Here is a 26605-nt window from a genome sequence, read left to right on the forward strand (position 1 = left end):
ACCTCTCACTTGAAGGATCAATCAACTTAAAAAAACCGCATTGCGAGTTCTCACCTCTCCTTTTTGACATGATCGATTCCTTATTTAGTTCAGGTAAACAAGAGGTATACCGCCAGCAGAATTCCTACGGTAGCAACCGATAAAGACAGGAACGATGAGAGCCAGGGCAGGGACAGCCTGGGCAGATCCTCAAGTGGCAATGAGCTTACATAATGCCTGTGATTGAGCAAGGCGCCGAGAATGGTCGCGGTGCCTGAGAGCACAAGAATAATGCCGAAGACACCGGAGATTCCATGAGCGCTGGCAGCGCCTCCATTTTTGGAAATTTCCCCGGAAGCCGCAAGAAGATTCAGAAACAGACCGAAGCGGGCAACGACAAAGCCGAGTGCAATGATGGTTAATCCCGTGCGCACCCACGCCAGAAGCGTCCGCTCCGCCGCGAAGTAAACGCGCGGGTCCGACATTTTCTCCGGATCACTCTTTCCCTCTCGCAGGTTTTCAGATGCGGGATTTATAGCGCCCTCTTCAATCAAATACGGAACAGCCAGGAGTAACGGCCCAAAGAGTAACGTTCCCAGACGTTCCAGAGCAATCAACCTGGCGATCCACTTTTATGTACATACTGTCTTCGCCGCACACGCTATTATAATATAGTCATTTTTTTGCCCGGCCCCTCTTGCCTCTTCCAGATGTGCGGGAGAGCAAATATCATTCAGGCAATCATTGAAAAAAGCCGAATCAGGAGAACCTCCATACTATTATGATCAAACTCGGCGTTAATATCGATCACGTTGCTACCTTGCGCCAGGCGCGCCGCACAACCTATCCCGATCCGATAGAGGCGGCACTCATTGCTGAATCGGCCGGGGCAGATGCCATCACCTTGCATTTGCGCGAAGATCGGCGCCACATACAGGACAGAGACGTGGAAATCCTGCGCCGCGCGCTCAAGACCCGCATGAATCTGGAGAGCGCGGTCACGGATGAAATGATTGAATTTGCGCTGCGCATCAAACCCCACGATATCTGCCTTGTGCCGGAACGGCGCGAAGAATTGACGACCGAAGGCGGACTCGATGTGGTACGGCATTTCGAGCAAGTGCAACGCGCCTGCCGCAGGCTGGCTGAAGCCGGCATCCGGGTTTCGTTATTCATCGATGCCGAGCCGGTGCAGATCGATGCGTCCGTTGAGGCCGGCGCGCCAGTCATCGAAATTCACACTGGACATTACGCCGATGCGCAAGCAGCGGATGAACAGCAAGGTGAACTGGAGCGAGTGCGATCAGCAGTAAACAGGGGAGTCGGACAAGGGTTCAGGGTTAACGCCGGGCACGGCCTGCATTACCAGAATGTCCAGGCAATCGCGGCAATCCCCGGCGTGTCGGAGCTCAATATCGGACACGCGATCGTGGCTCGGGCATTGTTCGTGGGCTTCGAGCAGGCAGTCCGGGAAATGAAAAACCTGATGCTGGAAGCATGTAAATGATTTATGGAATCGGAACCGATCTGGTTGAAACCTCGCGTATTGCGCGCCTGCTGGAAAAATACGGAGAGCGTTTCGCCCGGCGCCTGCTGACAGAAGAGGAATGGCCGGAATATGCAAAAACCATGCAGCCGGCCATGTTCCTGGCGAAGCGTTTTGCCGCCAAGGAAGCGCTTGCCAAAGCCTTTGGCACGGGTATCCGTCATCCGGTCAGCCTGAGCCATATCGGAGTAACCCATGACCCCTTGGGAAAACCCTATTTCAAGTTCCACCCTGAATTGCATACCCTGGCCCAAAACGAAGGCATTACCCGCCACCATCTCTCAATCAGCGACGAATTGAACCTCGCTTGCGCTTTTGTCATATTGGAAAAATAAATGTCGCTCGGTCCCGTCATGCTCGATATCGAAGGCACGCAACTCACCGCCAATGATAAAAACAAACTCCGGCATCCGCTGGTCGGGGGGGTGATCCTGTTCACGCGCAATTATTCCTCGCTTGCGCAACTCATGCATCTGACCGCTGAAATCCATGCGCTGCGAACGCCGCCGCTCCTGGTCGCAGTCGATCACGAAGGAGGCAGGGTTCAACGTTTCCGGGAGGATTTTACACGCCTGCCTCCCATGCGCGAACTGGGCAGGATCTGGGATGAGTATCCTGCCCAGGCGCGGCATCTGGCGCATCAGGCGGGGTATGTGCTGGCGGCGGAACTACGGGCTGCGGGCGTGGATTTCAGTTTTACACCCGTTCTGGATATGGATTATGGCCAAAGCAGCGTCATCCGCGACCGTGCTTTTCACCGTGACCCGCAAGCCATTGCCGATCTGGCCCATAGCCTGATGGCCGGGTTGAAATCTGCCGGGATGGCAGCGGTGGGCAAACATTTCCCCGGTCATGGGTATATCGAAGCCGATTCCCATTTCGAAATCCCAGTGGATGAACGAACTTACGCGCAGATCGAAATGGATGACCTCATTCCATTTCGTAAAATGATCGGTTTCGGCCTTACCGGCATAATGCCTGCCCACGTCATTTATCCGAAGGTGGATGCATTGCCGGCTGGCTTTTCCGAAGTATGGCTCAAAAAAGTTTTGCGGGGTGAGCTCGGTTTCGAAGGGTGTATCTTCAGCGATGATCTGAATATGGCGGGAGCGGCTTTTGCAGGCAGTCCGCTGGAACGGGCCCAGAAAGCATTGCATGCGGGATGCGACATGGTGCTGCTGTGCAATAATCCGGAAGCGGCCGAAATGCTGCTCGCGGAGCTACATTGGGACCTGCCCGCCCTCGGGGTGATTCGTCTCGCCCGCATGCGCGGGCGGCCAAACCCGGATTCGCTGGTGAAACTGCACGAAAACCCGAACTTCGTCAGCGCTGTGGAAAAAATTGCCAGTATTGGCGTTCGCAACGGCGAGTTGCCGCTGGTATAGCAAAACCGAACTCGCCTTTCAATCCCCGCTCATTCTGCCCGCGACGGGTTTCCTCTGTTTTGCCACTCTCATCCTCAGCAGCAGCTGCATCGCTCCCTGCCCACTTTTCACTATACGCGCCCGAGTTCCGCGGTGGGTGTGACAAAAAAATCGAGGGGATCGGTTGAAAAATAGCCAAACGAACCTATATTGATTAATAAGTGCTGATTCACAGCATCAGCTTGATGTCAGACATTTATTTCAAAGGAGATATTATGGCTATTAGTCGGTATGAACCGTGGAGCTTGCTGCACCAATTACATCGGGAACTGGATCGTGCGCGGGAAAACGTTGCCGGCGACGGTTCCGCCGCGACCGCCGAATGGACGCCGGCAGTGGATATCAAGGAAGAAGCGGACAAGTTCGTTCTTCAGGCTGATCTTCCCGGGGTAAAACCCGAAGATATCAATATCAGCATGGAAGAAAGCGTGCTCACGATCAAGGGCGAAAAGAAAACCGAGGCAACTACCGAGAAGGAAGGCTACAAGCGTGTCGAGCGCACTTACGGCTCTTTCCATCGCCGTTTCAGCCTGCCGGACACTGCCAACGCGGATGCGATATCAGCCAAATCCAACCTGGGAGTTCTGGAAATCGTCATCCCCAAACGCGAACCGGTCCAGCCGAAAAAGATCAACGTGACCGTTCAATAAGAGTACTAAACCCGCTGACAGAGCCCGGTGGAAGCAAGGTTTCACCGGGTTTCCTTTTTTGGGATCGGCGTTCTTTCCACTTCGCCCCCATCCCCTCACTCCTCTCAACCTCAGCCTGTTTCCGGTTGCCAAAAGGAAAGGGGAAAGGGATAAGAGCAGAGGATAAAGAGTACGGAGGCTTTTTCAGAAGTTTTTTACACGAACCCGGTAGTTCAGGACATTATGGCCGCCGGCAGGAACAATCACTTTCCATTCCGCCATATTCGAAGAAACCCTGCTATGTGCTTGCGATTCCGCTGCCATCTGCCAATCTCCTGGTATCGGTTCCCGCACCGTCACTGTGACAGCTTCTTTACGGGCATTGCGCAAAAGAATCTCAAATGCGCTTTCGAACGTGCTCCCCTCCCGCGAGTCCTTCAGTCCTTCTCCCGCCAGCCTCCGAAAGTCCGTCTGTTTTCTTTCCACTGTTACATCGAATGCATTTCCCGGTTTCAGCCGGACAATTTCCCCTGCAGCCGAATGATCCACCTGATCCTCGCCCACAAACTGGATATGGCCGCGTGAATCTTTTTTATACATTCGTGCTATTCCGGCAGGCAGGGGAATTCCCAGTCCTTCTCCCTTGTTCCTGAATTCGAGCAATACCGCCGGCTTCAGCTTCTGCCCTATGTCGGCAAATTTCCCCGAGTAATAATAATCGGAACCCGTCAGGACCAGTTCCTTTTTCACCGGTATGCGGGTTGCAGACATCAGCCCCACCTGCCTGATCTGGTTCTCCGCCAGCGTTATGGGGCGATCCAGGGTATAGAGGTGATATTCAAGCAGCGACTCCTGTTTCAGGTCGGTCGCCTCCGCCATTTTTGCCATGGCCATGGCATGACGCGGCACAGCCGCGCTTTGACGCACCTGGTTGACATCCCCTGCAACCAGTTGCAAGGCAGCGTTGGGGTAGCCTGTTCCACTTTGATTGGTCACGGTCGCCCAGCCATGAATATCCGCATGGTCCTCGCGCTCATTCAATTCCACTGCATAATCCGCTCGCCAGGATAACCCCGTTGTCAAATAGGAAAGTTCCAGGTCCTGCTCGCCGGCAACCGGGTTGACGAAGGAAATAGCCAGACTGGGCTTGTCATGTAATCTCTCAGGAACAGCGGGGAAAGCCAGTCGGCCCAGATGAGGGTTGCCGATTTCAACGCGATCCGCATACTTGAACACTCCGCCGTTATGTGCGGAAAGCACCACTGCGGTTTCCCGCCTTTCCTCCCCTGTCACGGGATTCGCGCGAATGACCGTTACTTCCCTGCCGATGTATCGCTCCAGCAGTTTTCCGGGGGTTAACAGATCGAGATCGAAACTCAGTTCCTGTACGCGAAATCCATGGAAATGAGCCGGATTACGCAATCGTGCCGTTTCCGGACGTATCTGCTTTGCAACATCGAGCCAGATGAGTTGATTGAAATCGCGCGCAAGACCAACGCGACGCGTATCTTTTATCAAACCCAGGTTATTGCCATAAATCGTGATGGCAACCTCTTTCTGCTGCGAAGTATCAGCAATTCTTTCATCTTTCCCGGCAGACAATCCCGCGATGCTGGACGTGGAAAGCAGGATGAAGATCAACCCGCATGCAAGCGACATCATATGATCCATCAATATTTTCCGCATTATGGTTTTCGCATAAGTTGTCATGATAGAAAATGGAGAACGGAGGCACTCCTGCATAGCCTGTTGGCCAGGGCCTGTTAAGGCGCAACGCCAGGGGAAATGGAAGGCGAGAGGCTAACGAACTGGGAATCGGCTGCCGGGAGACCGCGATAACCCTGTGCAACCCGGTAATATATCCTGCGCAGCGGCTTCCCTTCCCGCTCGATCTTCAGTTCCCTGATCGGGCCAAGCTGCACCAGCAGCGGAGTAATGTTATCGTTGCCATCGATGTCATGCTCGAGCTGATGCGTTTTCATTCCGAACAGAATAATGGGACGATCCGTCGGGGGTACCGAGGGGTACCAGAAATCATACATGGCCGCGCTCTGCAGGAACATGTTGCGTCCGCGAATATCCAGCGGTTCGCTTTTATCGTTATAAAACGACAGGGAACTCGCGACTGACCATTTGCTCATCCCCACTATAAGCGGTTTTTTTCCCGTCTGCTGCTCCACTTCTGCCGCAAGTCGTTCGACTTCACGCGTGGTTTCGCGCCAGAAGTAGTGTTCGCTGAAACCCACGTAAGGAATGCCGGGAATGCCCAGCACGACGTAATGGAGTGCCAATGCATAGAGAAACATACAGACTGCTATGGTTGGTTTCCACGCTGCCCGCAAACGGCTTGCTGCCTTGCTCCAGTTATCTGTCTGGCCCAACATCCACCCCATTGCCGGCAGAATAGCCAGCCAGATGGGCGCAGTCCAGTGGAATTTCGGCCAGCCGAACAGGCTGAGCCAGAAAAACACCGCGAGCGGCGCAATCGTGAATACCTGCATGAACAGGCGGCGTCTGCGTATCAGGGGGTTGACGGTTCGGTCATGGCGCGCAGCCAGCGCCATGAATGCTGCAACGAAGCCAATCGGCGTCAGGACAAGCAGCATATGAAAGAAAAGCAGGTGCAACGAAAACTTGTTGCCTATTCCCGTTGCGCGCTGGGACTGGTACATAATGGATGCCCAGTCGTTCTCCATATTCCAGACAATAACGGGTGAAAACAGCAATAGCGCAAGCGCTGCCGCAAGATAGGGTTCCGGCCGGCGCAACCAGCGGCGCAAACCCGGGTCGATCACCACAAACAGCAGTGCTGCAAGACCCAGCAGCCCCAGCGTGTATTTGGACAGAATACCCAGTCCGAAGGCAATGCCCATGCCCAGCCAGGCCCACCGCTGGTCCGCTATCAATGCCCGTTCCATGTAGTATAAGGTGGCGGCCCACGCAGCCATTAACGGAGCATCCGGCGTCATGAGCGTTGCGGTAACAAAACCGAGGGGCAGCACGGCCAGCAAGAGGACAGCCCGGATACCGGTCGATTTGTCGTAGAGATTGCGCGAGAGGGCGTACAGATACCCCATTGTAACCAGGCCGCAGATAAAGGCGCCTATTCGTACTCCAAATTCGTTGTCACCGAAGATCGAGGTCCCGAACCAGATCAGCCAGGCCACCATGGGCGGATGATCGAAAAAGCTCAGGTCCATGTGCTGCGCGTAATTCCAGTAGTACGCTTCATCCGGAATCAGCTGCGCTATACCGATATAGATCAGGCGCAGCAGTACCGCAAACGCGACGATTCCGAACGAGGAGACGCGCCACCGGACATCCAGGGAGGGCGGATTCTGTTTTACCGGAAATGCGTAGAATGCCGAACCGATATAAATAATGGCAGCCGTGGCCGCAATAGCAGGAAATATCGCCAGCAGTGGCGGCATATGCCATCCATGGACCAGGAAAGCCAGCACACCTCCACGGGTCAGCAATGCGAACAGCCCGACCGTCAGAAAACGCCCGAATTGCCGCCACCGCAAATATCCTTCGTGGTCTGGACGAAAAGACCATTTGGAATTGAGCGAAAAACTTACCGAAGCGGCGACGAAAAAGCTGAGGATATGCGCCAGCGCAAGTCCTGTCCCGCTGCTCAACACCCATTGGAAAAGCAGCGCATCGACAAAAACGCCAAATAATCCTGCTGCTGCAAAGCGGCTGGCTGTGCCCGTCGAAACCGTGCCGCCGCCCAGGGTCATCAGGCGCTGCAAATATGTCCATTGCTGTGAAAACGACAGCTTCGACGCACCTTGGGCCCGATCGCGAAAGCAGATCGGCACTTCCACTACTCGAAGCTTGCCCTGCCCTGCCATGAGCAGTTCGAGCAATATCTTGTATCCGCCCTCACGTTCCGCAATGGTTCCCGACAATTCACGGCGGAATGCGAAAAAGCCGGAGGTTGCATCGTTGATGTCACAAAGGGGACGGGCTAACCAGCCGCCGAGCCAGGACAGCCACCGTCGGTGCAGCGGCGAGCCCTCTGTACTGCCACCCGGCACATAACGACTCCCGACTGCGACGTCATGGCTTCCATCCAATATCGGCGCGACCAGGGCGGCCAATCGCTCAGGCGGATGCCTCAAGTCCGCATCCATCACGACAATAACATCCCCTCGCGCCGATACCGCGCCCGCCAGAATTGAACACGTGAGATCCGGTTTTTCCCGGCGTTCGATCAGTCTTACGTTGCCGCAATTTTCCCATTCACGGACTTTTTCCGGCGTTCCATCGCGTGAACTGTCATCTACAAAGATGACTTCGAAACTTCCCTCCGTCAAACCAAGCGCGGATAGTCTGGTCAGTAACGGATCGATATTGCCGGCCTCGTTGAGCGTGGGAACGATCACTGAAAACTGGATAGAACCGGCCAGGCGGGAGCTTGAAGGATGGGGTGATGTCGAGGAAAACGAACGCAAAGACAGGAAGCTGGATGCTTCCGGCGATTTAGGTAAAGAACTCACTTAGCTGCTTTTCTTGTACGGGGGCGTGCCACAGTTCCTGCTTGCAATCCGTCAGATGATGGTTTCACAATTGTGAAACATGCGGAAGCGTAGCACAATTCGCGCAAGAACGCCTGAATGCTGAATGATTAAGATGACCGGGAAGCACAAATACCGATAAGAATCACATTTGCTGATTCCGCCGCACTTTGAAGCGTGCTGTTGCGCCGTGTGAAGCCGGTACATTCGCCGATACATTCGCTGTAGGGCCCTGATATCCACAAAAATTCCCGCTTTCACCCCAATTTGACTCCGCGGCAGATACGGCGCCGAGTTCACGAATTTTGGCATGCCTTTTCCATATTTCTTAGCGGTATGCTAGTATTAAGTTGGAATTAAATTTTTATTTAATCTATTTAAGGGAGGTATCGATGAAGAATATGTTGAAAACGCTAATGATACTGTCTGCATTATTATTCGTTTCGCCACAAGCAGCATTTGCGCACAGCTATGCTGAGGGTGTGGGCGACAAGCTTGCGCATGGCCTTGCCAACACGGTCACAGGTATAGGCGAAGTGCCGAAGAACATCATGATAGGAACCAACGAGAAGGGACTTGGCTACGGACTTACCGCTGGATTGCTTACAGGTATCGTGCACGGTATTGGCCGCACATTGACAGGTGCGGTAGACCTGGTCACATTTGTCATTCCGACCAAGCCCCTTATCTATCCCGACTATATCTGGAAAGACTGGGATAGGGAGACACACTATCATCCTGACTGGAAATTGAGCACGGATGAGCCCAAGGAGAAATCCTATCGCCAGCCAGCCGACAGATCTTATGAGCAGCAGCAACAGCCTGCGGATCAACGTTATCAATAGTTCCTGCTGCAGTGGCATTCCATAGAAAAGGGAGCTTCGGCTCCCTTTTCTATGGAAATCAATATATTTCGGAATAATGAATGTACATACCGCAATTCCTGATCAACGCAGCGTTCCTGATGCGCCTCAGCAGCTTCCCAAAAGAAAATCCGGGTATATTCACCCAGCTCAACTCCGTCGGGTTCAGTCCCCGCTCTGGCCTGGCAAATGAAGCATGATATTCTCGCCCGCCGACCCAGCGATTTGAATGCAGGCTGGGCGCAGCGGGTAGTGAACTGCCATTGTTCCCATGTAACGGTATCCAGGGTAGATCTGATTTCCGTTGATATAGGAACGACGACACGGGTTCGTATTGCGGTTGAACACGATGGTCCGGCAACGCTCTCGCGCAAGTGGTTTGTAAAATTACCCTCGCTGGCCTGGCGGGCAAGGCTGATTACTGCGTTGCCAGGGTTGCTTCATACTGAAACCCGCTTCTACAATGAAACGGCGCAAGCAGTGCCCATTGCCGTACCCGGTTTTCTCGCGGGTCAGAGCAAACCTGGCAAGGGTGCGACGCTGGTTTTGAACGATGTGACAGAATCTGGTGCTACTGCCGGCAACCCCGACGATGCGCTGACGGCTGACCGCGCCGCACTTGTCATCAAGCAGCTGGCCCGACTGCATGCCCGCTTCTGGAACAAATTCGATCTCATGCAGAAATATGCCTGGCTGGCGGGTCCCATACGCCAACTCGAGGATCACCTGGGTACCGCGCTTGCCGTTCCGCTCATGAAGCGGGGGCTCCGGCAGGCGGAAAAACTCATACCTTCGCCGCTTCATGCACTCGCCATAAATTATGCCCGACAGCGCCGGCGCGCCATGCGCTTTCTTGCGGGGCGGCCGCAAACACTCGTTCATCATGATTGTCACCCCGGCAACCTGTTCTGGAGCCAATCTCAACCGGGTCTTCTCGACTGGCAACTCGTGCGTTTTGGCGAAGGCATCGGTGACGTCGCTTATTTTCTGGCTACCGCCCTTACACCCGAGATACGGCAGAATCATGAAGCAAATCTGCTGGCTATCTATGCCGAGGAGCTCACGAACTACGGTATCGAAAACATTGACAGCGAGACATTGAAGCAGAGATACCGCGCTCATCTCGTTTATCCGTTCGAAGCAATGATTGTGTCGCTTGCTGTCGGCGGAATGATAAAACCGGAAACCAATCGCGAACTGATTCATCGCGTTGCCACCGCCGTGAACGACCTCGATGCTTTTGCGGCAATCCCGCTATAATCCCCTGCTGTCCGGAATAAAAAAGCCCTCCTTTTGTAGGAAGGCTTTTCAGGAACTGCTTGCGGCCAATCCATTTGTATTTCAGATCAGGCAAAAGCAGACTTCTGGCCTTCAAGCAAGCTTAGAATATAATATGCCTGAAGACTGGCAGGTATATCGGGCAGCACGCGCTCACTAGATATTCCGTAGTGGTCGCCTATTTGTCGCAATGTGAGTCCTTTTCCCCCTAGAGGCCGCAATTTCATCGGCGCGCACCCGACATTCCTTCAATAGCTGATCGTATTCCTCCATTTTTCCTTCCATTCTGTCAGGATAAAATCCTAGACAATCTGGAAGGCATGTCAATCAATACATTTTTCAGTTTTAACCGGACAGTATTTTTGTCAAGTGGCCACGTCATGATTGGATATACTCTAATCTGACACCCGCCCCTTTCAGCTGTAGCCTATTTGAGCTACAATCATTATTTTTCACACTGGAAATAGCCATGGCCAAAACTGATGTGGTGCGCGCACGGATCGACGTTCATGTAAAAGAAGAGGCAACCATCGTATTAGAAAAAATGGGCCTCACACCTTCCGATGCGATAAGGATGTTTTTAACAAGCGTCGCCAACAAAAAGGAATTGCCTTTTCACCCAATGGATTTCTTCGAACCCAATACGGAAACCATTGCTGCCATAGAAGAGTTGGAGCGTGGGGAAAATGTAACGACGTGTGAAACGGTTGAGGAATTAATGGAACGGTTAAATGCGCCGGATTAAGTTTTCGCATGCCTTCAAACGCGATTTCCGGCACGTGAAGTCTCAGTCACTACATCGGGATATTGACTCTCTGCTGAAAGCTGCAATGGATTTATTGGTAAACGATATGCCCTTGCCAGCAAGCTACGTTGACCATGCCTTGAAGGGAAAATTGAAAGGGTACCGCGACTGCCACATCAAACCCGATGTAGTGTTGATTTATCGCAAGCAAGGTAATGATGTTCTCGAACTCGTGCGCTTTGGTTCGCATAGCGAACTCAAAATTTAACGGCCGGGGCGCATCGTCGTCGTATGCAACAGCATGGGCAGCGCCTTGTACGTGTAACTGATAAACGGCGAATTGGTGCGCTTCAGAGTTTCCACGCCTTCAGGCACGTCGACATAATTGAATACATACCGTTCCGTGTCGTTATCGGTACCATCGACTTCTATAGTATCCTGCTTAGCGGGTTCTTTCCCGGAAAACAGGATTTCCGGCGGATTGCGGATAGGATGGGTGTCATATACAATGGCTTTCTCAAGGGTCGCATTGGCTTGAGGCTGGCGGAAATTATATCCGCCTGAGTTCTCTAGCCAATCGCGGCCTTTGCGTTTTTCGTAGCCTAGCACCGCGCCCCGTTCATCCAGAGAAGCGCTTCTGCATCGTTTCTTGAAAAGATCGTGCGAATGTAGTTTAAGGTTATATGGTCTTGCGTTACCTGTCCGCACTTGGGGCAGCAGTTCAACCCTCCACTCTCCAGAACATCATGAATGACGATCTCAACAGCAGGCTCAAAGCAATCGATGCGGATTGCGAAAGAGCAGCGAAAGCGGAACTGGATAGCTTATTCGAAACAACACCTTCCTCCGGTGCGGCTTCGCGCGGCCCATCTCCTCAAGCTGCGGAGGCGATCTGGCTCAGGCTGATCGGGCGAAAGGAGCAGGAGTTCATACAGGAAATAAGGATTGCGAAACAGAAGACCGGTGGGAACTCCATGGGCGCGGTTGGGGAAGCGAAGTCTGTGGAGGAGACAATCAATGACCTACTGGCCGATGAACGATACCTCTCGCGCATGCGCGAGTTTTATGCACAGGTGGCTGGGGAAGCAGTCCCGGAAACTTCGCAAGCGCAAGCAAAGCGGCTGGATCTTATCGATACCACTTATCGAGCAGGGGTCGAGAATGCACTGCGGCGAGCGCGGGAGAGCATTCTCTTCGAATTGAGCTTGAAGCGCGCAAGCAAGGAAGATGATGCCGCTTTTCTCTCGCAATGGAAGCAATACTCGACCCTGAGTCCCTGGCGAGCAATCTGGACAATCGTCCTGCTAAGCTTGACGTCATATCTTATTGCATTCATCATTGCCAGCGAGGCGTTTAGAGCACTACTGGAGCGCTTTGGCTGGTCCACCGGAACAGGAATGTAGAACATGCCTGCCGACGTCCCATCACCGGATGAACCCTGCAAGCGCGACTCCTTCAAATGGCAAGTCTACCCGTTACCGCATCCCATTCAAATCCTGAATTGCGTCGATAACCATTCCGGTTCCCATCGCAATCAGTAGTATATCGGCCGCAACTCGAACGTAACGATAACCCGGTCCTGGATTCCCTAATTGCTGTAGCAAAACGTGAGGCAAGTCGTAAAAAATCACGTCCCGGGGTAACGGATAACCCATTCTCCACTTCTTCGCTTGTCCCGGAGGCATACAGCCGTTATATTTTTTTGCCAAGCCGGGGGGACAGTGGCCGCGTTGAAAATGTGGCGCATAATAGCTGTGAGCAATGGCGCGCTGGCGGTCATCAAAGTAGTAATGACCGCGGCTGGTGCCACCTCTATGGTTTTTCCCATCCTTGCCTTTGTTCCACTTTTTTCCTTCGTGACCGTGCCGACCAGGATGACCGTCATCTCTCCATTTATCAGCCGATACAGGCGGGGAGATCAAAAGCATCGAGAGCGCAAAAGCCGGAGCCAGGAATGCCAGGAATACCCTTTGCATAATTATCGGAGAAAATTATAAGTTTTGAGGGATGACAAGCTTACAAGATCAATTTTCGAGCCAACTGTCGAGCCTAGAGCCGAAATCCTCGAATGAACAATAGCCCCTTGTCAGCACAACGTAATCTGCTCCTTTCTGCCCTATCACAGCGGGAAACCCATGCACGCCCCATTGGCGGACCTTTTGAAAATGGGCAAGCGTCAGTTCCTTTACGGCCTCGGATTCGAATACTTGAGAGAAAAGCTGCGCATCCAAGCCCATAACAACAGCCAATCGCTCCAATACCTCTTGCAGAGTCACATCCTGTTGATCGACATAAAACGCAGACTGAATGGTCTTGAGAAATGGGAATACGGCATCAGGGCTGATGCGGGAAGCGGCGACAACTGCACGGCTTGCAGGCTCCGTATCGTAGATAAAGCCCTCCGGCATCGCGCCTTCGAAACTGAACGGCTGTCCTGTCACACGCTGCACAGCGTGCCAGTGGTGAAGAATTTCCTCACGCTGTTGAAGAGGCAGGGGAGTTTTGGTCCCGGCACGCAGTCCGCCCAGCAATAACTCCATCCTCAGGCGATCGCCATACTCCTGCCGGATTCTCTCGATCACTGGCGAAAATCCCCAGCACCAGGAACACATCGGGTCGGCAACATACCAGAGGATCTTTTCGTTCATGAGAGTAACAGGCGAGATCGCTTCGACTGATCGAGTTCAGGGAAGAAATATTCTAATCGCGCTCTGAACCGCCACGGTATTTTTCCGGCTGAACGCCCTTTGCCCCTTTCCCTTTGCCAGAAAGGAACCGGGGAAAGAAGCCGGCTTACGCCGCGCGAGCCGCTTTCCTGCGTTCGTGCTCCTGCAACAGGCGTTTGCGGATACGAATGGTTTTAGGCGTAATCTCCACGAGTTCGTCATCCGCGATGAATTCGATAGCCGATTCCAGGGTGAGCTGGATGGGCGGCGTCAGAACGACGGCTTCATCGGTCCCCGAAGCCCGTATATTGGTGAGCTGCTTGCCCTTGATGGGGTTGACCACCAGATCGTTGTCACGGCTGTGAATCCCGATCACCATCCCTTCATACAGACGCTCGCCCGGGCTGACGAACATGCGTCCACGTTCCTGCAATTTCCACAGCGCGTATGCCACCGCTTCACCCTGCTCGGCGGATATCAGAACCCCGTTGCGGCGCGCGGTTATTTCGGGCCGCATGGGCGCGTATTCATCGAATACATGACTCATGAGGCCCGTGCCCCGCGTCATGGTCATGAATTCGGATTGAAAGCCGATCAGGCCCCGGGCAGGAATGCGATAGTCGAGCCGCACCCTCCCCCGCTCATCGGAAACCATATCCTGCAGATCGCCGCGCCGCGCGCCCAGCGCCTCCATCACCGCGCCCTGATGGGCCTCCTCAACATCAACCGTAAGCATCTCAAAGGGCTCGCATTTGACGCCATCGATCTCGCGAATCACGACATGTGGCCGCGACACCGCCAGTTCGTAGCCTTCGCGCCGCATATTCTCCAGCAGAATGGTGAGATGCAACTCACCCCGGCCCGAAACCAGGAAAGAGTCAGTATCCTTGGTTTCCTCCAACCTCATGGCAACATTGGTCAGCAACTCCTTTTCCAGGCGTTCGCGCAGTTGCCGGCTGGTGACAAATTTCCCTTCCTTTCCGGCAAAAGGTGAAGTATTCACCTGAAAATTCATCGTAAGCGTAGGCTCGTCCACGGCAAGCATAGGCAACGCCTCAGGCTCGTCGATATCGGCAAGCGTCGCGCCGATACTCAGCTCTTCGACGCCATTGATGAGAACGATGTCGCCCGCCAACGCCTCGGCAAGCTGGACCCGTTCGATGCCCCGGAAGCCCAGAACCTGGTTGACTCTGGCTTTCCTGGGCGTATTGCTCCCCGCCAGTACCATGACATCCTGGCCGGGTTTAAGTCTTCCACGATTGATGCGTCCAATACCAATGCGTCCCACGAAACTGGAATAGTCCAGGGCGCTGATCTGCAGTTGCAATGGGCCATCGACATCTCCCACCGGTGCTTTCACATGCCTGAGGATCGTGTCGAAAAGCGGGCGCATGTTGATGCCCGGCTGTTTCAGGTCGAGCGTGGCGTAACCATTGAGCGCCGAGGCATAAACAACCGGAAAATCCAGTTGCTCTTCGCTGGCGCCCAGCTTGTCGAACAGATCGAAAGTCTGGTTTACCACCCAATCCGGACGCGCGCCCGGTCGGTCGACCTTGTTGATCACGACGATTGGACGCAGTCCCAGCGAAAGCGCTTTTCTGGTGACAAAGCGTGTCTGCGGCATCGGACCTTCCACCGCATCCACCAGCAACAGCACTCCATTCACCATGGATAAGACACGCTCCACTTCACCCCCGAAATCGGCATGACCCGGCGTATCCACGATATTGATATGCACGCCTTCATAATCGGCTGCGCAGTTCTTTGCAAGGATGGTGATGCCGCGCTCGCGCTCGATATCATTGGAGTCCATCACACGTTCGGCGATGTGCTGATGCGCGGCGAAGGAACCGGCCTGATGCAGCAGTTTATCCACTAGTGTCGTCTTTCCATGATCGACGTGGGCAATTATGGCGATATTGCGCAGGGAGCGAGACATAAAGGATCGTAGGCCTACAATGGCAAAAAGGGCGGAATTATAACAGGTCGATGAGTGACATGCATGCTGACACTGGAGTGCCCATGAAGTTCCAGGACGTCGCTATTCCTGGAAAATTTTTATACCTTGCGTCCAGGTATGAAAAGCAGGCAGGAAATAAACAAACCGGGGGAGGAAGCGCATTACCGGCTACCTTGGTGCCGAATTCCTTGTATTCGAACATCAGTTCCGACACTAAGCTCGTACTGGGTATCAAGCCCCATACATCATTTGTCAGATTGAAATCAAAACCGGCACCGATATACCACGCATCACGGTCCGCCTGTCCTCCGGCGCCACCAATCCCGCCGCTCTATATGGATACGCCGTTCCGAAGATCATTGCTGCGCGCATACCCACCCCGGAAAAACAGCATGTGCGGACTGCTGTCAAGAATTCTTCTCGCCGATACCGCAGTCTCTTCGATTTTCGCAACCTTCTGCGCTTCCACCACTTGGCGTTTTTCTATCGACGTCGATTTCTGCTCGATCTGCATCAGCCTCTGCGCATCCCGCGCAGATTCCGTTTTCACCTGCTCCAGCTCATTCCGGACAGCTTGCAGGCTTGTCTCCAGCTGCCTGAGTTGCTGCTCCAATGCTTGCGTTCTCGCATCCTGGGCAGAAGCCGGAGGCGCAGCCGTAGATATGACAATAGCAAGAGAAGCAGCAGAAACAGCGGCAGCCGTTCGCCTCTTGCCAGAAAAATGTTTCATCTGATTTCCTCCGTGGTTGCTGTTGAATTTTGCTGGTCCGCTTGCCGGAAACCATATCGCGAAAGCATGATATGTCCTGCCCTCCAAAAAAAATCTGACAAATGTCATGTTCTGGTTGCTTTTCCCGGAATCTCCATGTCATCAGCTTTCTTTCCCGCCACCTTTGGGTGACCGGATCAGGCACTCTTGAAGCTCTGCCGTCGCAAAACCCAATCATGCCGCCACCATCATGACAAAAAGATATCCGGAACCGAAGCGGACTGAATCAGGCAGAAAAATGCCCTGCCTCGAAATGAGGCTCGCAAATGGAAATCAAAAACGGGAATCAGAAACGGAGGCAGGAGAAGCGCAAGAGCTTTCGGGCCGGAGACGGGATGACCCCGGAAACAGCCTCACCCAGGCAATCAACCCGGAATCAGCTTAAACAGACGGTGGAATTGCTCGGCAGTATTGTCGGCGAATCAGGAAAAAGCGGAAAGAAGATGATCTCCGCGAAGAGGGGGACTGGCAGGGTCAGCTCTGCGAAACCCGAGCGACCCTGCCTGGGGTGACTTCATTCCAGGGGTAAAACTTCAGGAGTAAAAAGAGGCGACGTTGGTTTGCCTCAAGGATTTCTGGTTGGCAATCTGCTCAAGCCGCTTGATATCCTTGAGCTTGACGTTACGGTATTCACTGCTGATGAGGCCGTCGTCCTGAAACCGGGCAAATATTCGGCAGACCGTCTCCTCCGCAATGCCGAGATAATTACCGATATCGCTGCGGGACATGCACAAGGTGAATTCGGTGGCCGAACAATGCCGCTTTTCAAATTGCCTGGACAAGTTGAGCAGGAAAATGGCAATCCGCTCCTCGGCATTGTGTTTACCGAGCAGGAGCAGCAATTCCTGACCGTGATGGATTTCGGCACTCATGATCTTGAGAATTTCATACTGGATGGCCGGGTCCTTCTTGGCCAGTTCTTCGAAACGCTCGACAGAAACTTCACATACGGAGGTCACCCCCATTGCCCTCGCTTCGCATTTATGCTCCCGATTACTGATGGCATTCAGTCCCAGCAGTTCCCCGGCTGTATGAAAGCCCATCACCTGAACCTGTCCATCCTCGGTGCTCACGCAGGTTTTGACGGATCCGCCGCGGATGATATAGATATACTCCAGCGGCTGGCCCATACGGTAAAGCACTTCTCCACGCTTGAATACCTGCTTCTTTTTTACCACGCGCTCGAGCAGGGATGAATAGCCGGTTTTGAGCCAGAGGGACATACAAAGGTGATATGCCCCGCAATTCTTGCAATCATTGGGCACATCCGCGTGCTCCGTGGAGGAAGGTATCAGCTTGAGTGCGTGTTTTGACATGTGAGAACCTGTAGGCAATAAATTGGATGGTTATGCCGGCAGCTCGATGTTACCAAGAACCGCTCCGGGAAAATCCGTTAACTGATACTTGCCGCTTACCACCATCGCAGCCAGCGTATCCAGGGTCTGGCCTTGCAGAAGTTTCACGATCTCCTGCTTGATCGGCCACCATTTCGCGTGCATGGGGCAGGCAGTGGTGTCGCTGCAAACTTTCAGCCCCAGAACACAATCCTCGGTAAACCCCGGTCCCTCGGTGATCCTGACGATCTGCATCAGGTTAATCTTGTCACTGCTTTCCCGCAAGCAGAACCCTCCCTGCTTTCCGCGAAAAGAATACAAAAGATTGCCCTTGCATAACTCCTGCAGAATCTTTGCGAGATAAGTAGGCGGCAACCTCAGGCATTCCGCTATCGTGCGATTCAGCACAGCCACCCCGGGAGGCTGGGTTGCCATGTAGATAAGCGCCTGAATGGCATATTGGGTCGTACGCGAAAGAATCATCGGGAACCGGAGAAAATAAGGTGAATATTTAGAACTCTCTTTTTTAAGGATAATTCCTATATCAGCCAGTATACGAAGATGAACAGGCCCAGCCAGACCACGTCCACGAAGTGCCAGTACCAGGCGACCCCTTCGAAGCCGAAGTGATTCTCGGGTGAAAAATGGCCCTTCAGCACACGGCACCAGATGACGAACAGCATGATGGAACCCAGCGTTACATGAAAACCGTGGAAACCGGTCAGCATGAAAAACGAGGCGCCATAGGCTCCGGTGGAGAGCTTGAGGTTCATTTCCGAATAGGCGTGGCCGTATTCGTAAGCCTGCAGGCCCACGAACAGAAACCCCAGGGCGAACGTGAGGAACAATCCCAGTTTAAGCTGCCCGCGCTTGTTCAGCTTCAGTGCCCAGTGCGCCCAGGTGACGGTCACGCCCGAGGTCAGCAGGATCAGGGTATTGAGTGCCGGGAGACCCCACGGACCCATAGGCATGAATTTTTCCTTAATACCGGGGCCGGCTGTGGGCCACTCGCCCGTAAAATCCGGCCACAGTGCCTTCTGCTCCAGATCCGCCAGATCGGGCACCGAATGCATGCGCATGTAGTACAGCGCACCAAAAAAAGCCCCGAAAAACATGACTTCCGAGAAGATGAACCAGCTCATCCCCCAGCGGAAAGATTTATCGACCTGCTTGTTGAATTTGCCGCTCTCGCTTTCACCGGCCACGGTGCCAAACCATCCAAACATCATGTAGACGAGTATGGCAAAGCCCGTCGCCAGTAATCCGTAACCCAGGGGAAGCCGGTTGACCGACAAGGCCGCACCGAATCCCATGAATAACAGCGCTAGCGACCCCGTAATGGGCCAGGGGGATGGCGCCGGAACGTAGTAATGACTCGCTTCCTGACTCGCTTCTTGACTCACTTTTTTCTCTCTTTATGGTTGATCGATAGGATGCCGGCTGGTTTCGACAGCAGCTATTGCCAAAAATATTGCATAAGGGGCACCACCAGAGAGAAAGCCAGGGCATAAAGAGCCGTTCTGATTGCTGCAAGCTTCCTCTCGATCTCCTCGTCTTCCGACAGATTCACGGGTTGCGACATATCCATATTTTTCGACATGACGATCTCCTGTTTATCGATTAGCGGATTACTTCACGGATTACTTCACGATTGGCGGCGTTTCAAAGGTGTGATAGGGCGCCGGCGAGGGTAAGGTCCACTCCAGTGTTTTTGCACCCTCCCATGGTCTTTGCGGCGCCTTTGCTCCCCCGCGAATGCACTTCAGCACCACATAGAGGAACAACAACTGGGTCATACCGAATCCGAATGCTCCAATACTGGAAATCATGTTGAAGTCCGCAAATTGCAGTGCATAGTCGGGAATACGGCGGGGCATGCCGGCAAGCCCCAGGAAGTGCTGGACAAAGAAAGTGAGATTGAAGAAGAACATGGACAGCCAGAAGTGCCATTTGCCCAGTGTCTCGTCATACATGTGGCCCGTCCACTTCGGCAGCCAGTAGTACGCACCGGCGAAGATGGCGAAGAGCGAGCCGGATACCAGCACGTAGTGGAAGTGCGCGATCACATAGTAGGTATCCTGCACCTGGACATCGATCGGGACAATGGCGCAGACCACGCCGCTGAAACCCCCGATGACGAACAGGAAAATGAAGCCGATGGAAAACAGCATGGGCGTCTCGAAAGTCATGGAGCCACGCCACATTGTGGCCGTCCAGTTGAACACCTTCACACCGGTCGGGACCGCGATCAGCATGGTGCCATACATGAAAAACAGCTGTCCTACCACTGGCATGCCCGCGGTGAACATATGATGCGCCCAGACGATGCAGGAAAGAATGGCGATGGAAGCAGTTGCATACACCATCGAGGGATACCCGAACAGCGGCTTGCGGGAAAAAGTGGGAATCACCTCGGAGATAATGCCGAATGACGGCAGGATCATGATGTAGACTTCCGGGTGCCCGAAAAACCAGAAAACATGCTGGAACAGCACTGGATCACCCCCACCCGCCGCATTGAAGAAATTGGTGCCGAAGTTGCGGTCAGTCAACAGCATGGTTACCACACCCGCCAGCACCGGCATGACCAGCACCAGCAGATAAGCGGTAATCAGCCAGGTCCACACGAACATGGGCATCTTCATCAGAGTCATGCCCGGCGCGCGCATGTTGAGAATAGTGGTGATGATGTTGATCGAGCCCAGGATGGAGGAAGCACCGAGTATATGGATAGCAAAAATCATCATGTCCATTCCCATGCCCATTTGCACCGACAGCGGAGGATAAAAAGTCCAGCCCCCGGCAGCAGCGCCGCCGGGCGCGAAGAAAGAAGTGATGAGCAACAATGCCGCGGGAGGAAGCAGCCAGAAGCTCCAGTTATTCATTCGCGCAAAGGCCATGTCGGGAGCGCCGATCATCATCGGTATCTGCCAGTTGGCAAAACCGACGAAGGCCGGCATGATGGCGCCGAATACCATCACCAATCCGTGCATGGTTGTGAGCTGGTTGAAAAATTCGGGATTGACGATCTGCAAGCCCGGCTGAAAAAGTTCGGCCCGAATGGTCAGCGCCATCACACCCCCTGTCAGGAACATGATGAAGCTGAACCAGAGGTACAGTGTGCCGATATCCTTGTGATTCGTGGTGGTCAGCCACCGCATCAGGCCGGTGGGGTGGTGGTCGTGCGCGTGATCGGCACCATGCACGACATCGTGATCGGGTATTGCTGCCATGAGTTTCTCCTGGGTGCTGTTTCTTGAATATTTTTGATATCTCTGCCGACTGTTATCCCAACTCATCAAAGGAGGATAGCGGTCGCCTTGCCATCCGGCTGCAATGTCATGTTGGGCAACATCGAATACGCAGGGTCATGATTTCTCCTTGACTATCTTCTGAGCTGGTTGATTTCGGATGGCTGGACAGCATCGCCTGTCGAATTGCCGAAGGAATTGCGCTGGTAGGTGATCACCGAGGCAATATCCACGTCCGACAGGTGCTTGAATGGCGCCATTGCCGTGCCGCTCTTGCCATTCATGACGATGTTGATGTGGCCTTCCTTGGGTCCGGTGGCAACCTTCGATCCAGCGATTGCAGGGAAAGTCCCTGGCACACCCTGCCCGTTGGCCTGATGACAGGCGGCACAGTTGGCGTTATACACGGCTTCGCCCTTGGCCTTGAGCTCGTCCGGCGTGAACTCCTTGTTGACGTCCACGGCTACTGCCGCCAGCTTGGTTTTCTGCTCCGCCACCCACGCGGCGTATTTCTCAGGCTCCACCGCCTCTACCACGATCGGCATGAAACCATGCTCCTTGCCGCACAACTCGGCGCACTGGCCGCGATAGGTGCCGGGCTTCTCGATGTTGAACCACACATCACGGATGAAGCCGGGGATGGCATCCTGCTTGACGCCCAGCGCCGGCACCCACCAGGCATGCAGCACGTCATTGGCGGTGATCAGCACGCGCACTTTCTTGCCTGTGGGAACGACCAGCGGATTGTCCACTTCCAGGAGATAGTTCTCGCCCTTGGGTGCCGCGTTGTCGATCTGTGGCTTGGGCGTGGAGAGGGCACTCAGGAAACCGATGCCTTCGCCTTCACCCGTCAGGTAGTCGTAGCCCCATTTCCACTGATAGCCGGTCGCCTTGACCGTGATGTCCGGATTGGACGTATCCTTCATGGCAATCACGGTCTTGGTTGCGGGAAAGGCCATGCCGATCAGGATCAGGAACGGGATCGCCGTCCAGATGATCTCGACCGTGGTGCTGTGATGGAAGTTGGCGGCCTCATAGTCCTTCGATTTGCGATGCTTGACTACGGAATAGAACATCGTGCCGAACACGCCGATGAATATCGCCAGGCAAATCCACAGAACCATCGTGTGCTGGTCGTAGATCTGCTGGGCAATGACTGTCTGCGGCTCGGGCAGATTTAACTGGTAGGGGTCGGCTGCCGCCATCGCCAGTCCGGGATGCATCACGTACGTCATGACTCCTGCAAAGGCTGAGGGTACGTTGATCTTCATGTTTTCCTCATTGATTCCCGAATATTTGGTCTACGAGTAGGGTTATTAAAGATAATCGGATTCTCTTATCCGGTATCGAATCGTATGCCTCAGTACGAGATGAAACCTTGACCGATATCAACTTTTATCGAGGTTGGGTAGAAGGGAGTGAGCTGAGGGGATAAAGGGCGATAGAGGGGATAGAGGGGGACAAACAGACTCTTGCGGTATTCCAGCGCGGGAGATATCGCCGGTTCGTGCCTTATCCGAGCCTGGAATAATCCAGAATCTGGCGGCAGATTCGGCGGCAGGATGGGTGGAGGCGCAAGCTGTAACCCATCGTTTATTAAGAACGATTTCCGGGGAAATCGTGGGTGTCCGCGTCAGTCTCTTCCGAAGAGACCGCGGTCGCGCGCGAGTTGCCAGGATCCGTGCGGACCTTCGCGGCAGAGGCCGAATACCAGGGATGGCTGAAGGGAAGGAACGATGAAACGCAAATCAAGAAAAGACACGCAGACTTCGCCCGGGTAATACTCGATCCGATCGAGGGCAGAAAACGCCGCAAAATGGCGAAACCCGGCGAAAATCTCCTGCCGCCACGCTTCGCGGGCAAGAGCACTCTGACGCTCTGTTTCACCAAATCGACTATGCCGTGTCCATTTTACTGTTGAAACAGGCTGATAACCCGCAGCAATCGCTTCCCACCTGCCCAGCAAACCGCTCTTGGCAGCGGAGGCCTCAAGTTCTTGCGTACGCCACAGATTGACCGAAGCTACTTCATAGTCATCGTCATGGCTGACGATAATCTTCCAGTTGAAGGGCGAGAGGGGTTGAGGGAAGGCGTGGACCTGAGCCTCCTTTAATCGATGGTTTTCGACGTATGCCTCGCCAATCTCGACAGCGCGTGAATGCAGAATCCCCTGGAAGCCAACGTAACACCCCAGGATCAGCAAGGCAGCAACCGCCGGATATCGGCCTTTTGGCTTGAATATGCTGGCCACAAGGCCTAGCACGATTATTCCCGTGAAATAGGGGTCGATGATGAATGTGAAGGGAATGCTGAAAGCATGCCTGGAAAAGGGAGCCAGCAGCATCGTGCCGTAAGAGGTGATCACATCACCGGCGATATGAATACCGATACCGAGCGCAGCGATGCCATAGAATGCCTGCCAGGGATACGGCCGGCGTGAAAGGCGAGACAAACTCGAGAGTATCCACGCAACGAGCCAGGCCCAGAAAGGCAACAGTATGATTGAATGGGTAATGCCGCGATGAAATGTGACATACGTGAGCGTATCGATCGCGCGCAACACGAAATCGGCATCGGGAAACGCGGCTGCAATGAAGCCTGCAGTCATGCGAGCGCGCAATGTCAGCTGCTCGGTGTCAGGCGCATGATGTAAAGGTGGAACGGTTGCCCGCGCAAGCAATGCACCGCTTAAAGCATGGGTCAGGGTATCCATGCGGTATGAAGGAATTTAATGAAGGCTGATAATGGAAGCCAAAAAGACAGCTCAAAGAGGCAGATCAACGAAGCAGTTCAATGAAGCAGTTCAACGGGACAGTCAGCTGGACGCTCAGCGGACGGGGAAAGCAGCGGGACGCATTGCCGGAGTGATTCTCAGTACTCTGGTACCCTTATCTACCCTTATGTACCCTGAGGCGCTTCTCCGCTATCCGTTCTTTCTCCGCCGTGCCGACGGGAAAATATCATCCGATCCAGGTTTTCACCTACGGAAAGGCATCCGTCCAGAAACCGGCTCGTCCTGGAAGAACCGGGCGAACTGTCGTTCATCCAATGGACAAATGTCGCCAGATAAATGGAAGTGAGCGCACTTTCTTCCAACGCACGCCGGAGGTACGTAGCATCCCGCCCCGCAGCCTCCCGCATCCATTGCACGGTACGGCTGACGCGCATCAATCCGGGAATCTGAACGTGCAGATGACCCGGCTCCAGTTTGCCATAGATCATTTGCCTTGTAGCCTTGCGGTAAGGGTAAAGAGACTCCAGCCAGGTCATGATCAGCCAATGCAGACGTTGATGCGGCGTCAGGAAGGAAAAGTCCGGCACCTGCGCCATCCTGAGCATCGCACTGTCCGCCCGCTCGAACCAGGCTTCAACGATATCCTCTTTCTCACGAAAATGCGCATGCACGTCGTTCAGAGTTATGCCCAGCGCAGCCGCTACGTCATGCAGGCGTACGACCTCCCACGATTTCTGTTCGCCGAGCTCAACTGCGGTGTTAATAATCTGATCAGCAGTCGTCATCATCGATTACCCATCACGCGAGTGGTTGATTCAGGAAGGAAATTTCACCAAAACTCTGACCTGGTCAGAAGGAACGTATCCCAAATCCTAATGGAATGTCAAGCACGCAGGGTTAAGAAAGCATAGTAAGCCAGGGTTACTCCCGTTGGAAAACTGCTGTTTACGCAATGTCGTTGACGAAAAACAGCCTGCTACTCACGTTACCAGGAGTAACCGCTGGCGCCCCTACTTCTTAACGCAATCCGAGGAAGCTCAAGACAGCGAGAAGGATAACAATAAACCCCACCCACCAGATTATGTTGTTCATGCCTGCCTCCTTAAACTGGTTCATATTCAAATGATTGGGAGTGTTTCGTCCATCATTCGCCCATCATTCATGTAGTTGCTTGTGACTTTATTCTTCCTCTGATCGGGTTTTATTTCAGTTCGCCATCACACATATCGGGATTTGCAGTTTTACCTGGCCTGAGGATTGCCTTGCACCATGCTTCGCTTCTTCGTCATTCACTTCATGAAGGGGCAATCAAAGTTACACGGAAATCAGCCAGGAAATAAACTACACTGAGTTCTGAATGTGAGGCAACCGAGATAACGATCGCGATAAGGAGGAATCATGGCAAAAGCAAACCCGATTCAGGTACAGAAATTTCTGTCCGGCATGGATTACCCTGCGAACAAGGAGGAGCTCGTGGATCATGCCAAATCCAAGGGCGCTGACGAGAATATAATGCAGACGCTCGAACAGTTGCCGGACGAGGACTATGAGACGCCGGCGGATGTGAGCAAGGCGATCGGGCATATCAAATAATTCCTGGCATCGGCATGGGACAGGGATGGGGCAGAATGGGGCAGGATAAAGCCTGCCGGCAGGAGAACAGATAAACGGAAGACATCCGAAGGGTGAAACGTGTGGAGGCAGCGAGGACAATGCCAGGAAAAAAAGAACAAGAAATGATTCTGACTGACGTTGGCAGCAGGTAATTTTCCTCCGGCTCTCCCGTTCTCACCCCGCAAAATCGCGGTTCTCCACGCCAAGGCGCTGGGTGACTTTATCGTCATCCTGCCCGCCCTGGAGGCGATTAAACGGACATATCCCCCTGCAGAACTCATCCTGCTCGCCAAACCCTGGGTAAAGGAATTCCTCGCCGGTCGGCCGTCGATGGTGGACCGGGTTATCAGCATTCCACCACTTGCCGGTGTCAACGACCCGGTCGAGTCAAAAGGCCAGGTCTGCGATACGGGTAGTTTCGCCTACCCGCTGGAAGTCGATCGGTTTTGCCAGGCGATGAAAGGCGAAAAGCTCGATGTCGTCATTCACATGCAGGGTGACGGTAAATTCGTCAACCCCTTCATCAATAAATTCGCCGCCCGCATGACGGCAGGCATGTGCAACCCGCCTGCTGAACCCCTCGACCGCTCCATTCCCTATGTGCATTACCAGAGCGAGATTCTGCGCAATCTGGAAGTGGCGGCCTTGATCGGGGCTCATACCACGAGCACCGGATTCGAACCGCGCATCGAGGTGACGGAATCCGACGAACAGGAGGCAGAACCGGTCCGGCAACTCATCAAGGGCAAACCCTATATCGTTATCCACCCGGGCGCGGATGACCTCCGCAGGGTATGGCCTGCAGCCAGGTTTGCCAAGGCAGCAGATTGCCTGATCGAAAAGGGATATGAAGTTGTCGTGACGGGAACGCCGAAAGAAGAAGAGGGCGTCATGAATGTTACACAGTCAATGAATCGCTCTGCAATTCCGTGTACTTGGCTTGGCCTGGGTGGCCTGGCTGCCCTCTTACAGAAAAGCGCGCTCGTCGTCAGCAACGACACCGGTCCGCTCCATCTGGCACGCGCGGTCGGGGTACGTACAGTCGGGATTTACTGGGCGCCCAACGTGCTCAACTGGGGGCCGCTGAGCCGCGACCGGCATCGCATTGCGATAAGCTGGCAGCTTGAATGCCCCCAATGCGGCATCAAGCCAGTTTCACCCTGGCCGTTTCAGCCGCAGAAACCGGACTGCAGTCATCCGTACTCATTCGTGGAAAGCGTACCGGTCGCAGAGGTTCTTGGATTGGTCACGGAATTATTGCGTCCGACGACTGAGCACGAGCACTGAGCA

The 26605-nt window shown here is 53.9% G+C and carries 28 protein-coding genes; 12 read left to right on the plus strand and 16 right to left on the minus strand.

The window, feature by feature from the left end; all coding sequences use genetic code 11:
- Nucleotides 1-89: 89 nt before the first annotated feature.
- On the minus strand, nucleotides 90-464 hold the full coding sequence (locus ACZ5BW_RS09155; RefSeq protein WP_464539159.1) for a YidH family protein: 375 nt from the start codon (nucleotides 462-464) through the stop codon (nucleotides 90-92).
- 296 nt (nucleotides 465-760) lie between these two features.
- Here ACZ5BW_RS09155 and pdxJ point away from each other — a divergent pair, with 296 nt between their 5' ends.
- The 4 genes from pdxJ (at nucleotide 761) to ACZ5BW_RS09175 (ending at nucleotide 3599) form a co-directional block, all read left to right on the plus strand.
- Nucleotides 761-1486: a pyridoxine 5'-phosphate synthase gene (gene pdxJ / locus ACZ5BW_RS09160; protein ID WP_464539161.1), complete on the plus strand. Its 726-nt coding sequence runs from the start codon at nucleotides 761-763 to the stop codon at nucleotides 1484-1486.
- Nucleotides 1483-1860: a holo-ACP synthase gene (gene acpS / locus ACZ5BW_RS09165; protein ID WP_107762776.1), complete on the plus strand. Its 378-nt coding sequence runs from the start codon at nucleotides 1483-1485 to the stop codon at nucleotides 1858-1860. The genes pdxJ and acpS overlap by 4 nt, the downstream gene beginning before the upstream one ends.
- On the plus strand, nucleotides 1861-2910 hold the full coding sequence (gene nagZ / locus ACZ5BW_RS09170) for a beta-N-acetylhexosaminidase (protein ID WP_464539164.1): 1050 nt from the start codon (nucleotides 1861-1863) through the stop codon (nucleotides 2908-2910). It begins immediately after the preceding gene.
- 254 nt (nucleotides 2911-3164) lie between these two features.
- Nucleotides 3165-3599: an Hsp20/alpha crystallin family protein gene (locus tag ACZ5BW_RS09175; RefSeq protein ID WP_464539166.1), complete on the plus strand. Its 435-nt coding sequence runs from the start codon at nucleotides 3165-3167 to the stop codon at nucleotides 3597-3599.
- A 183-nt stretch (nucleotides 3600-3782) separates the two neighbouring features.
- Here ACZ5BW_RS09175 and ACZ5BW_RS09180 read toward each other — a convergent pair whose 3' ends face one another.
- The gene (locus ACZ5BW_RS09180; protein WP_464539168.1) at nucleotides 3783-5249 is read right to left on the minus strand and encodes a DUF4139 domain-containing protein; all 1467 of its coding nucleotides are present in this window, start codon (nucleotides 5247-5249) and stop codon (nucleotides 3783-3785) included.
- A gap of 92 nt (nucleotides 5250-5341) precedes the next feature.
- A complete protein-coding gene (locus tag ACZ5BW_RS09185) occupies nucleotides 5342-7969 on the minus strand; it encodes a glycosyltransferase family 39 protein (protein WP_464543681.1) in 2628 nt (875 codons plus the stop codon).
- Nucleotides 7970-8493: 524 nt separating this feature from the next.
- On the opposite strand from ACZ5BW_RS09185, the gene ACZ5BW_RS09190 reads away from it, so the two are divergent.
- The 4 genes from ACZ5BW_RS09190 to ACZ5BW_RS09205 all read left to right on the plus strand — a co-directional run bounded on the left by ACZ5BW_RS09190 (nucleotide 8494) and on the right by ACZ5BW_RS09205 (nucleotide 11255).
- Entirely contained in the window at nucleotides 8494-8946 is a 453-nt protein-coding gene (locus ACZ5BW_RS09190; protein ID WP_464539170.1) for an exosortase system-associated protein, TIGR04073 family, read from the plus strand.
- 207 nt (nucleotides 8947-9153) lie between these two features.
- Nucleotides 9154-10224 (plus strand): phosphotransferase, encoded by a 1071-nt coding sequence (locus ACZ5BW_RS09195; protein ID WP_464539172.1) that lies wholly within the window; start codon nucleotides 9154-9156, stop codon nucleotides 10222-10224.
- 487 nt (nucleotides 10225-10711) lie between these two features.
- A complete protein-coding gene (locus ACZ5BW_RS09200; RefSeq protein WP_464539174.1) occupies nucleotides 10712-10987 on the plus strand; it encodes a type II toxin-antitoxin system RelB/DinJ family antitoxin in 276 nt (91 codons plus the stop codon).
- Nucleotides 10974-11255, plus strand: coding sequence for a type II toxin-antitoxin system RelE/ParE family toxin (locus ACZ5BW_RS09205; protein ID WP_464539176.1), 282 nt, complete (start codon nucleotides 10974-10976; stop codon nucleotides 11253-11255). The genes ACZ5BW_RS09200 and ACZ5BW_RS09205 overlap by 14 nt, the downstream gene beginning before the upstream one ends.
- Here ACZ5BW_RS09205 and ACZ5BW_RS09210 read toward each other — a convergent pair.
- The gene (locus ACZ5BW_RS09210) at nucleotides 11252-11596 is read right to left on the minus strand and encodes a hypothetical protein (protein WP_464539178.1); all 345 of its coding nucleotides are present in this window, start codon (nucleotides 11594-11596) and stop codon (nucleotides 11252-11254) included. The two genes, ACZ5BW_RS09205 and ACZ5BW_RS09210, sit on opposite strands and share 4 nt — an antisense overlap.
- Before the next feature lie 80 nt (nucleotides 11597-11676).
- Here ACZ5BW_RS09210 and ACZ5BW_RS09215 point away from each other — a divergent pair, with 80 nt between their 5' ends.
- A complete protein-coding gene (locus ACZ5BW_RS09215) occupies nucleotides 11677-12390 on the plus strand; it encodes a hypothetical protein (protein ID WP_464539180.1) in 714 nt (237 codons plus the stop codon).
- A gap of 72 nt (nucleotides 12391-12462) precedes the next feature.
- On the opposite strand, the gene ACZ5BW_RS09220 is transcribed toward ACZ5BW_RS09215, so the two are convergent.
- The 4 genes from ACZ5BW_RS09220 to ACZ5BW_RS09235 all read right to left on the minus strand — a co-directional run bounded on the left by ACZ5BW_RS09220 (nucleotide 12463) and on the right by ACZ5BW_RS09235 (nucleotide 16343).
- A complete protein-coding gene (locus ACZ5BW_RS09220; protein WP_464539182.1) occupies nucleotides 12463-12963 on the minus strand; it encodes a hypothetical protein in 501 nt (166 codons plus the stop codon).
- Between the two features lie 48 nt (nucleotides 12964-13011).
- Nucleotides 13012-13635, minus strand: coding sequence for a DsbA family protein (locus tag ACZ5BW_RS09225; protein WP_464539184.1), 624 nt, complete (start codon nucleotides 13633-13635; stop codon nucleotides 13012-13014).
- 145 nt (nucleotides 13636-13780) lie between these two features.
- Complete coding sequence (typA, locus tag ACZ5BW_RS09230; RefSeq protein ID WP_464539186.1) at nucleotides 13781-15592, minus strand: translational GTPase TypA; 1812 nt, start codon at nucleotides 15590-15592, stop codon at nucleotides 13781-13783.
- Between the two features lie 352 nt (nucleotides 15593-15944).
- A complete protein-coding gene (locus tag ACZ5BW_RS09235; RefSeq protein WP_464539188.1) occupies nucleotides 15945-16343 on the minus strand; it encodes a hypothetical protein in 399 nt (132 codons plus the stop codon).
- A 305-nt stretch (nucleotides 16344-16648) separates the two neighbouring features.
- Here ACZ5BW_RS09235 and ACZ5BW_RS09240 point away from each other — a divergent pair, with 305 nt between their 5' ends.
- A complete protein-coding gene (locus tag ACZ5BW_RS09240; protein ID WP_464539190.1) occupies nucleotides 16649-16894 on the plus strand; it encodes a hypothetical protein in 246 nt (81 codons plus the stop codon).
- 21 nt (nucleotides 16895-16915) lie between these two features.
- Here ACZ5BW_RS09240 and ACZ5BW_RS09245 read toward each other — a convergent pair whose 3' ends face one another.
- From ACZ5BW_RS09245 to ACZ5BW_RS09280, 8 genes are all read right to left on the minus strand, one after another.
- Nucleotides 16916-17698, minus strand: a complete 783-nt coding sequence (locus tag ACZ5BW_RS09245; RefSeq protein WP_464539192.1) for a cyclic nucleotide-binding domain-containing protein — start codon at nucleotides 17696-17698, stop codon at nucleotides 16916-16918.
- Between the two features lie 30 nt (nucleotides 17699-17728).
- Complete coding sequence (locus tag ACZ5BW_RS09250) at nucleotides 17729-18199, minus strand: RrF2 family transcriptional regulator (RefSeq protein WP_464539194.1); 471 nt, start codon at nucleotides 18197-18199, stop codon at nucleotides 17729-17731.
- A 56-nt stretch (nucleotides 18200-18255) separates the two neighbouring features.
- The gene (locus tag ACZ5BW_RS09255) at nucleotides 18256-19119 is read right to left on the minus strand and encodes a cytochrome c oxidase subunit 3 (RefSeq protein WP_464539196.1); all 864 of its coding nucleotides are present in this window, start codon (nucleotides 19117-19119) and stop codon (nucleotides 18256-18258) included.
- Between the two features lie 53 nt (nucleotides 19120-19172).
- Complete coding sequence (locus ACZ5BW_RS09260; RefSeq protein ID WP_166637073.1) at nucleotides 19173-19316, minus strand: hypothetical protein; 144 nt, start codon at nucleotides 19314-19316, stop codon at nucleotides 19173-19175.
- A 40-nt stretch (nucleotides 19317-19356) separates the two neighbouring features.
- Nucleotides 19357-20949, minus strand: a complete 1593-nt coding sequence (gene ctaD, locus ACZ5BW_RS09265; protein ID WP_464539199.1) for a cytochrome c oxidase subunit I — start codon at nucleotides 20947-20949, stop codon at nucleotides 19357-19359.
- 152 nt (nucleotides 20950-21101) lie between these two features.
- Nucleotides 21102-22238: a cytochrome c oxidase subunit II gene (gene coxB / locus ACZ5BW_RS09270; protein ID WP_464539201.1), complete on the minus strand. Its 1137-nt coding sequence runs from the start codon at nucleotides 22236-22238 to the stop codon at nucleotides 21102-21104.
- Nucleotides 22239-22600: 362 nt separating this feature from the next.
- Nucleotides 22601-23680 carry a metal-dependent hydrolase gene (locus tag ACZ5BW_RS09275; protein WP_464539203.1) on the minus strand — a complete coding sequence of 360 codons (1080 nt, stop codon included), beginning with the start codon at nucleotides 23678-23680 and terminating at the stop codon, nucleotides 22601-22603.
- Nucleotides 23681-23865: 185 nt separating this feature from the next.
- The gene (locus tag ACZ5BW_RS09280) at nucleotides 23866-24489 is read right to left on the minus strand and encodes a TetR/AcrR family transcriptional regulator (protein WP_464539205.1); all 624 of its coding nucleotides are present in this window, start codon (nucleotides 24487-24489) and stop codon (nucleotides 23866-23868) included.
- A 610-nt stretch (nucleotides 24490-25099) separates the two neighbouring features.
- Here ACZ5BW_RS09280 and ACZ5BW_RS09285 point away from each other — a divergent pair.
- Together ACZ5BW_RS09285 and ACZ5BW_RS09290 are read left to right on the plus strand one after the other, a co-directional pair.
- On the plus strand, nucleotides 25100-25294 hold the full coding sequence (locus ACZ5BW_RS09285; RefSeq protein ID WP_464539207.1) for a DUF2795 domain-containing protein: 195 nt from the start codon (nucleotides 25100-25102) through the stop codon (nucleotides 25292-25294).
- Nucleotides 25295-25453: 159 nt separating this feature from the next.
- Entirely contained in the window at nucleotides 25454-26602 is a 1149-nt protein-coding gene (locus tag ACZ5BW_RS09290) for a glycosyltransferase family 9 protein (protein ID WP_464539209.1), read from the plus strand.
- Nucleotides 26603-26605 lie beyond the last annotated feature (3 nt).

Source organism: Nitrosospira sp. TNL300 (genome assembly GCF_055385915.1).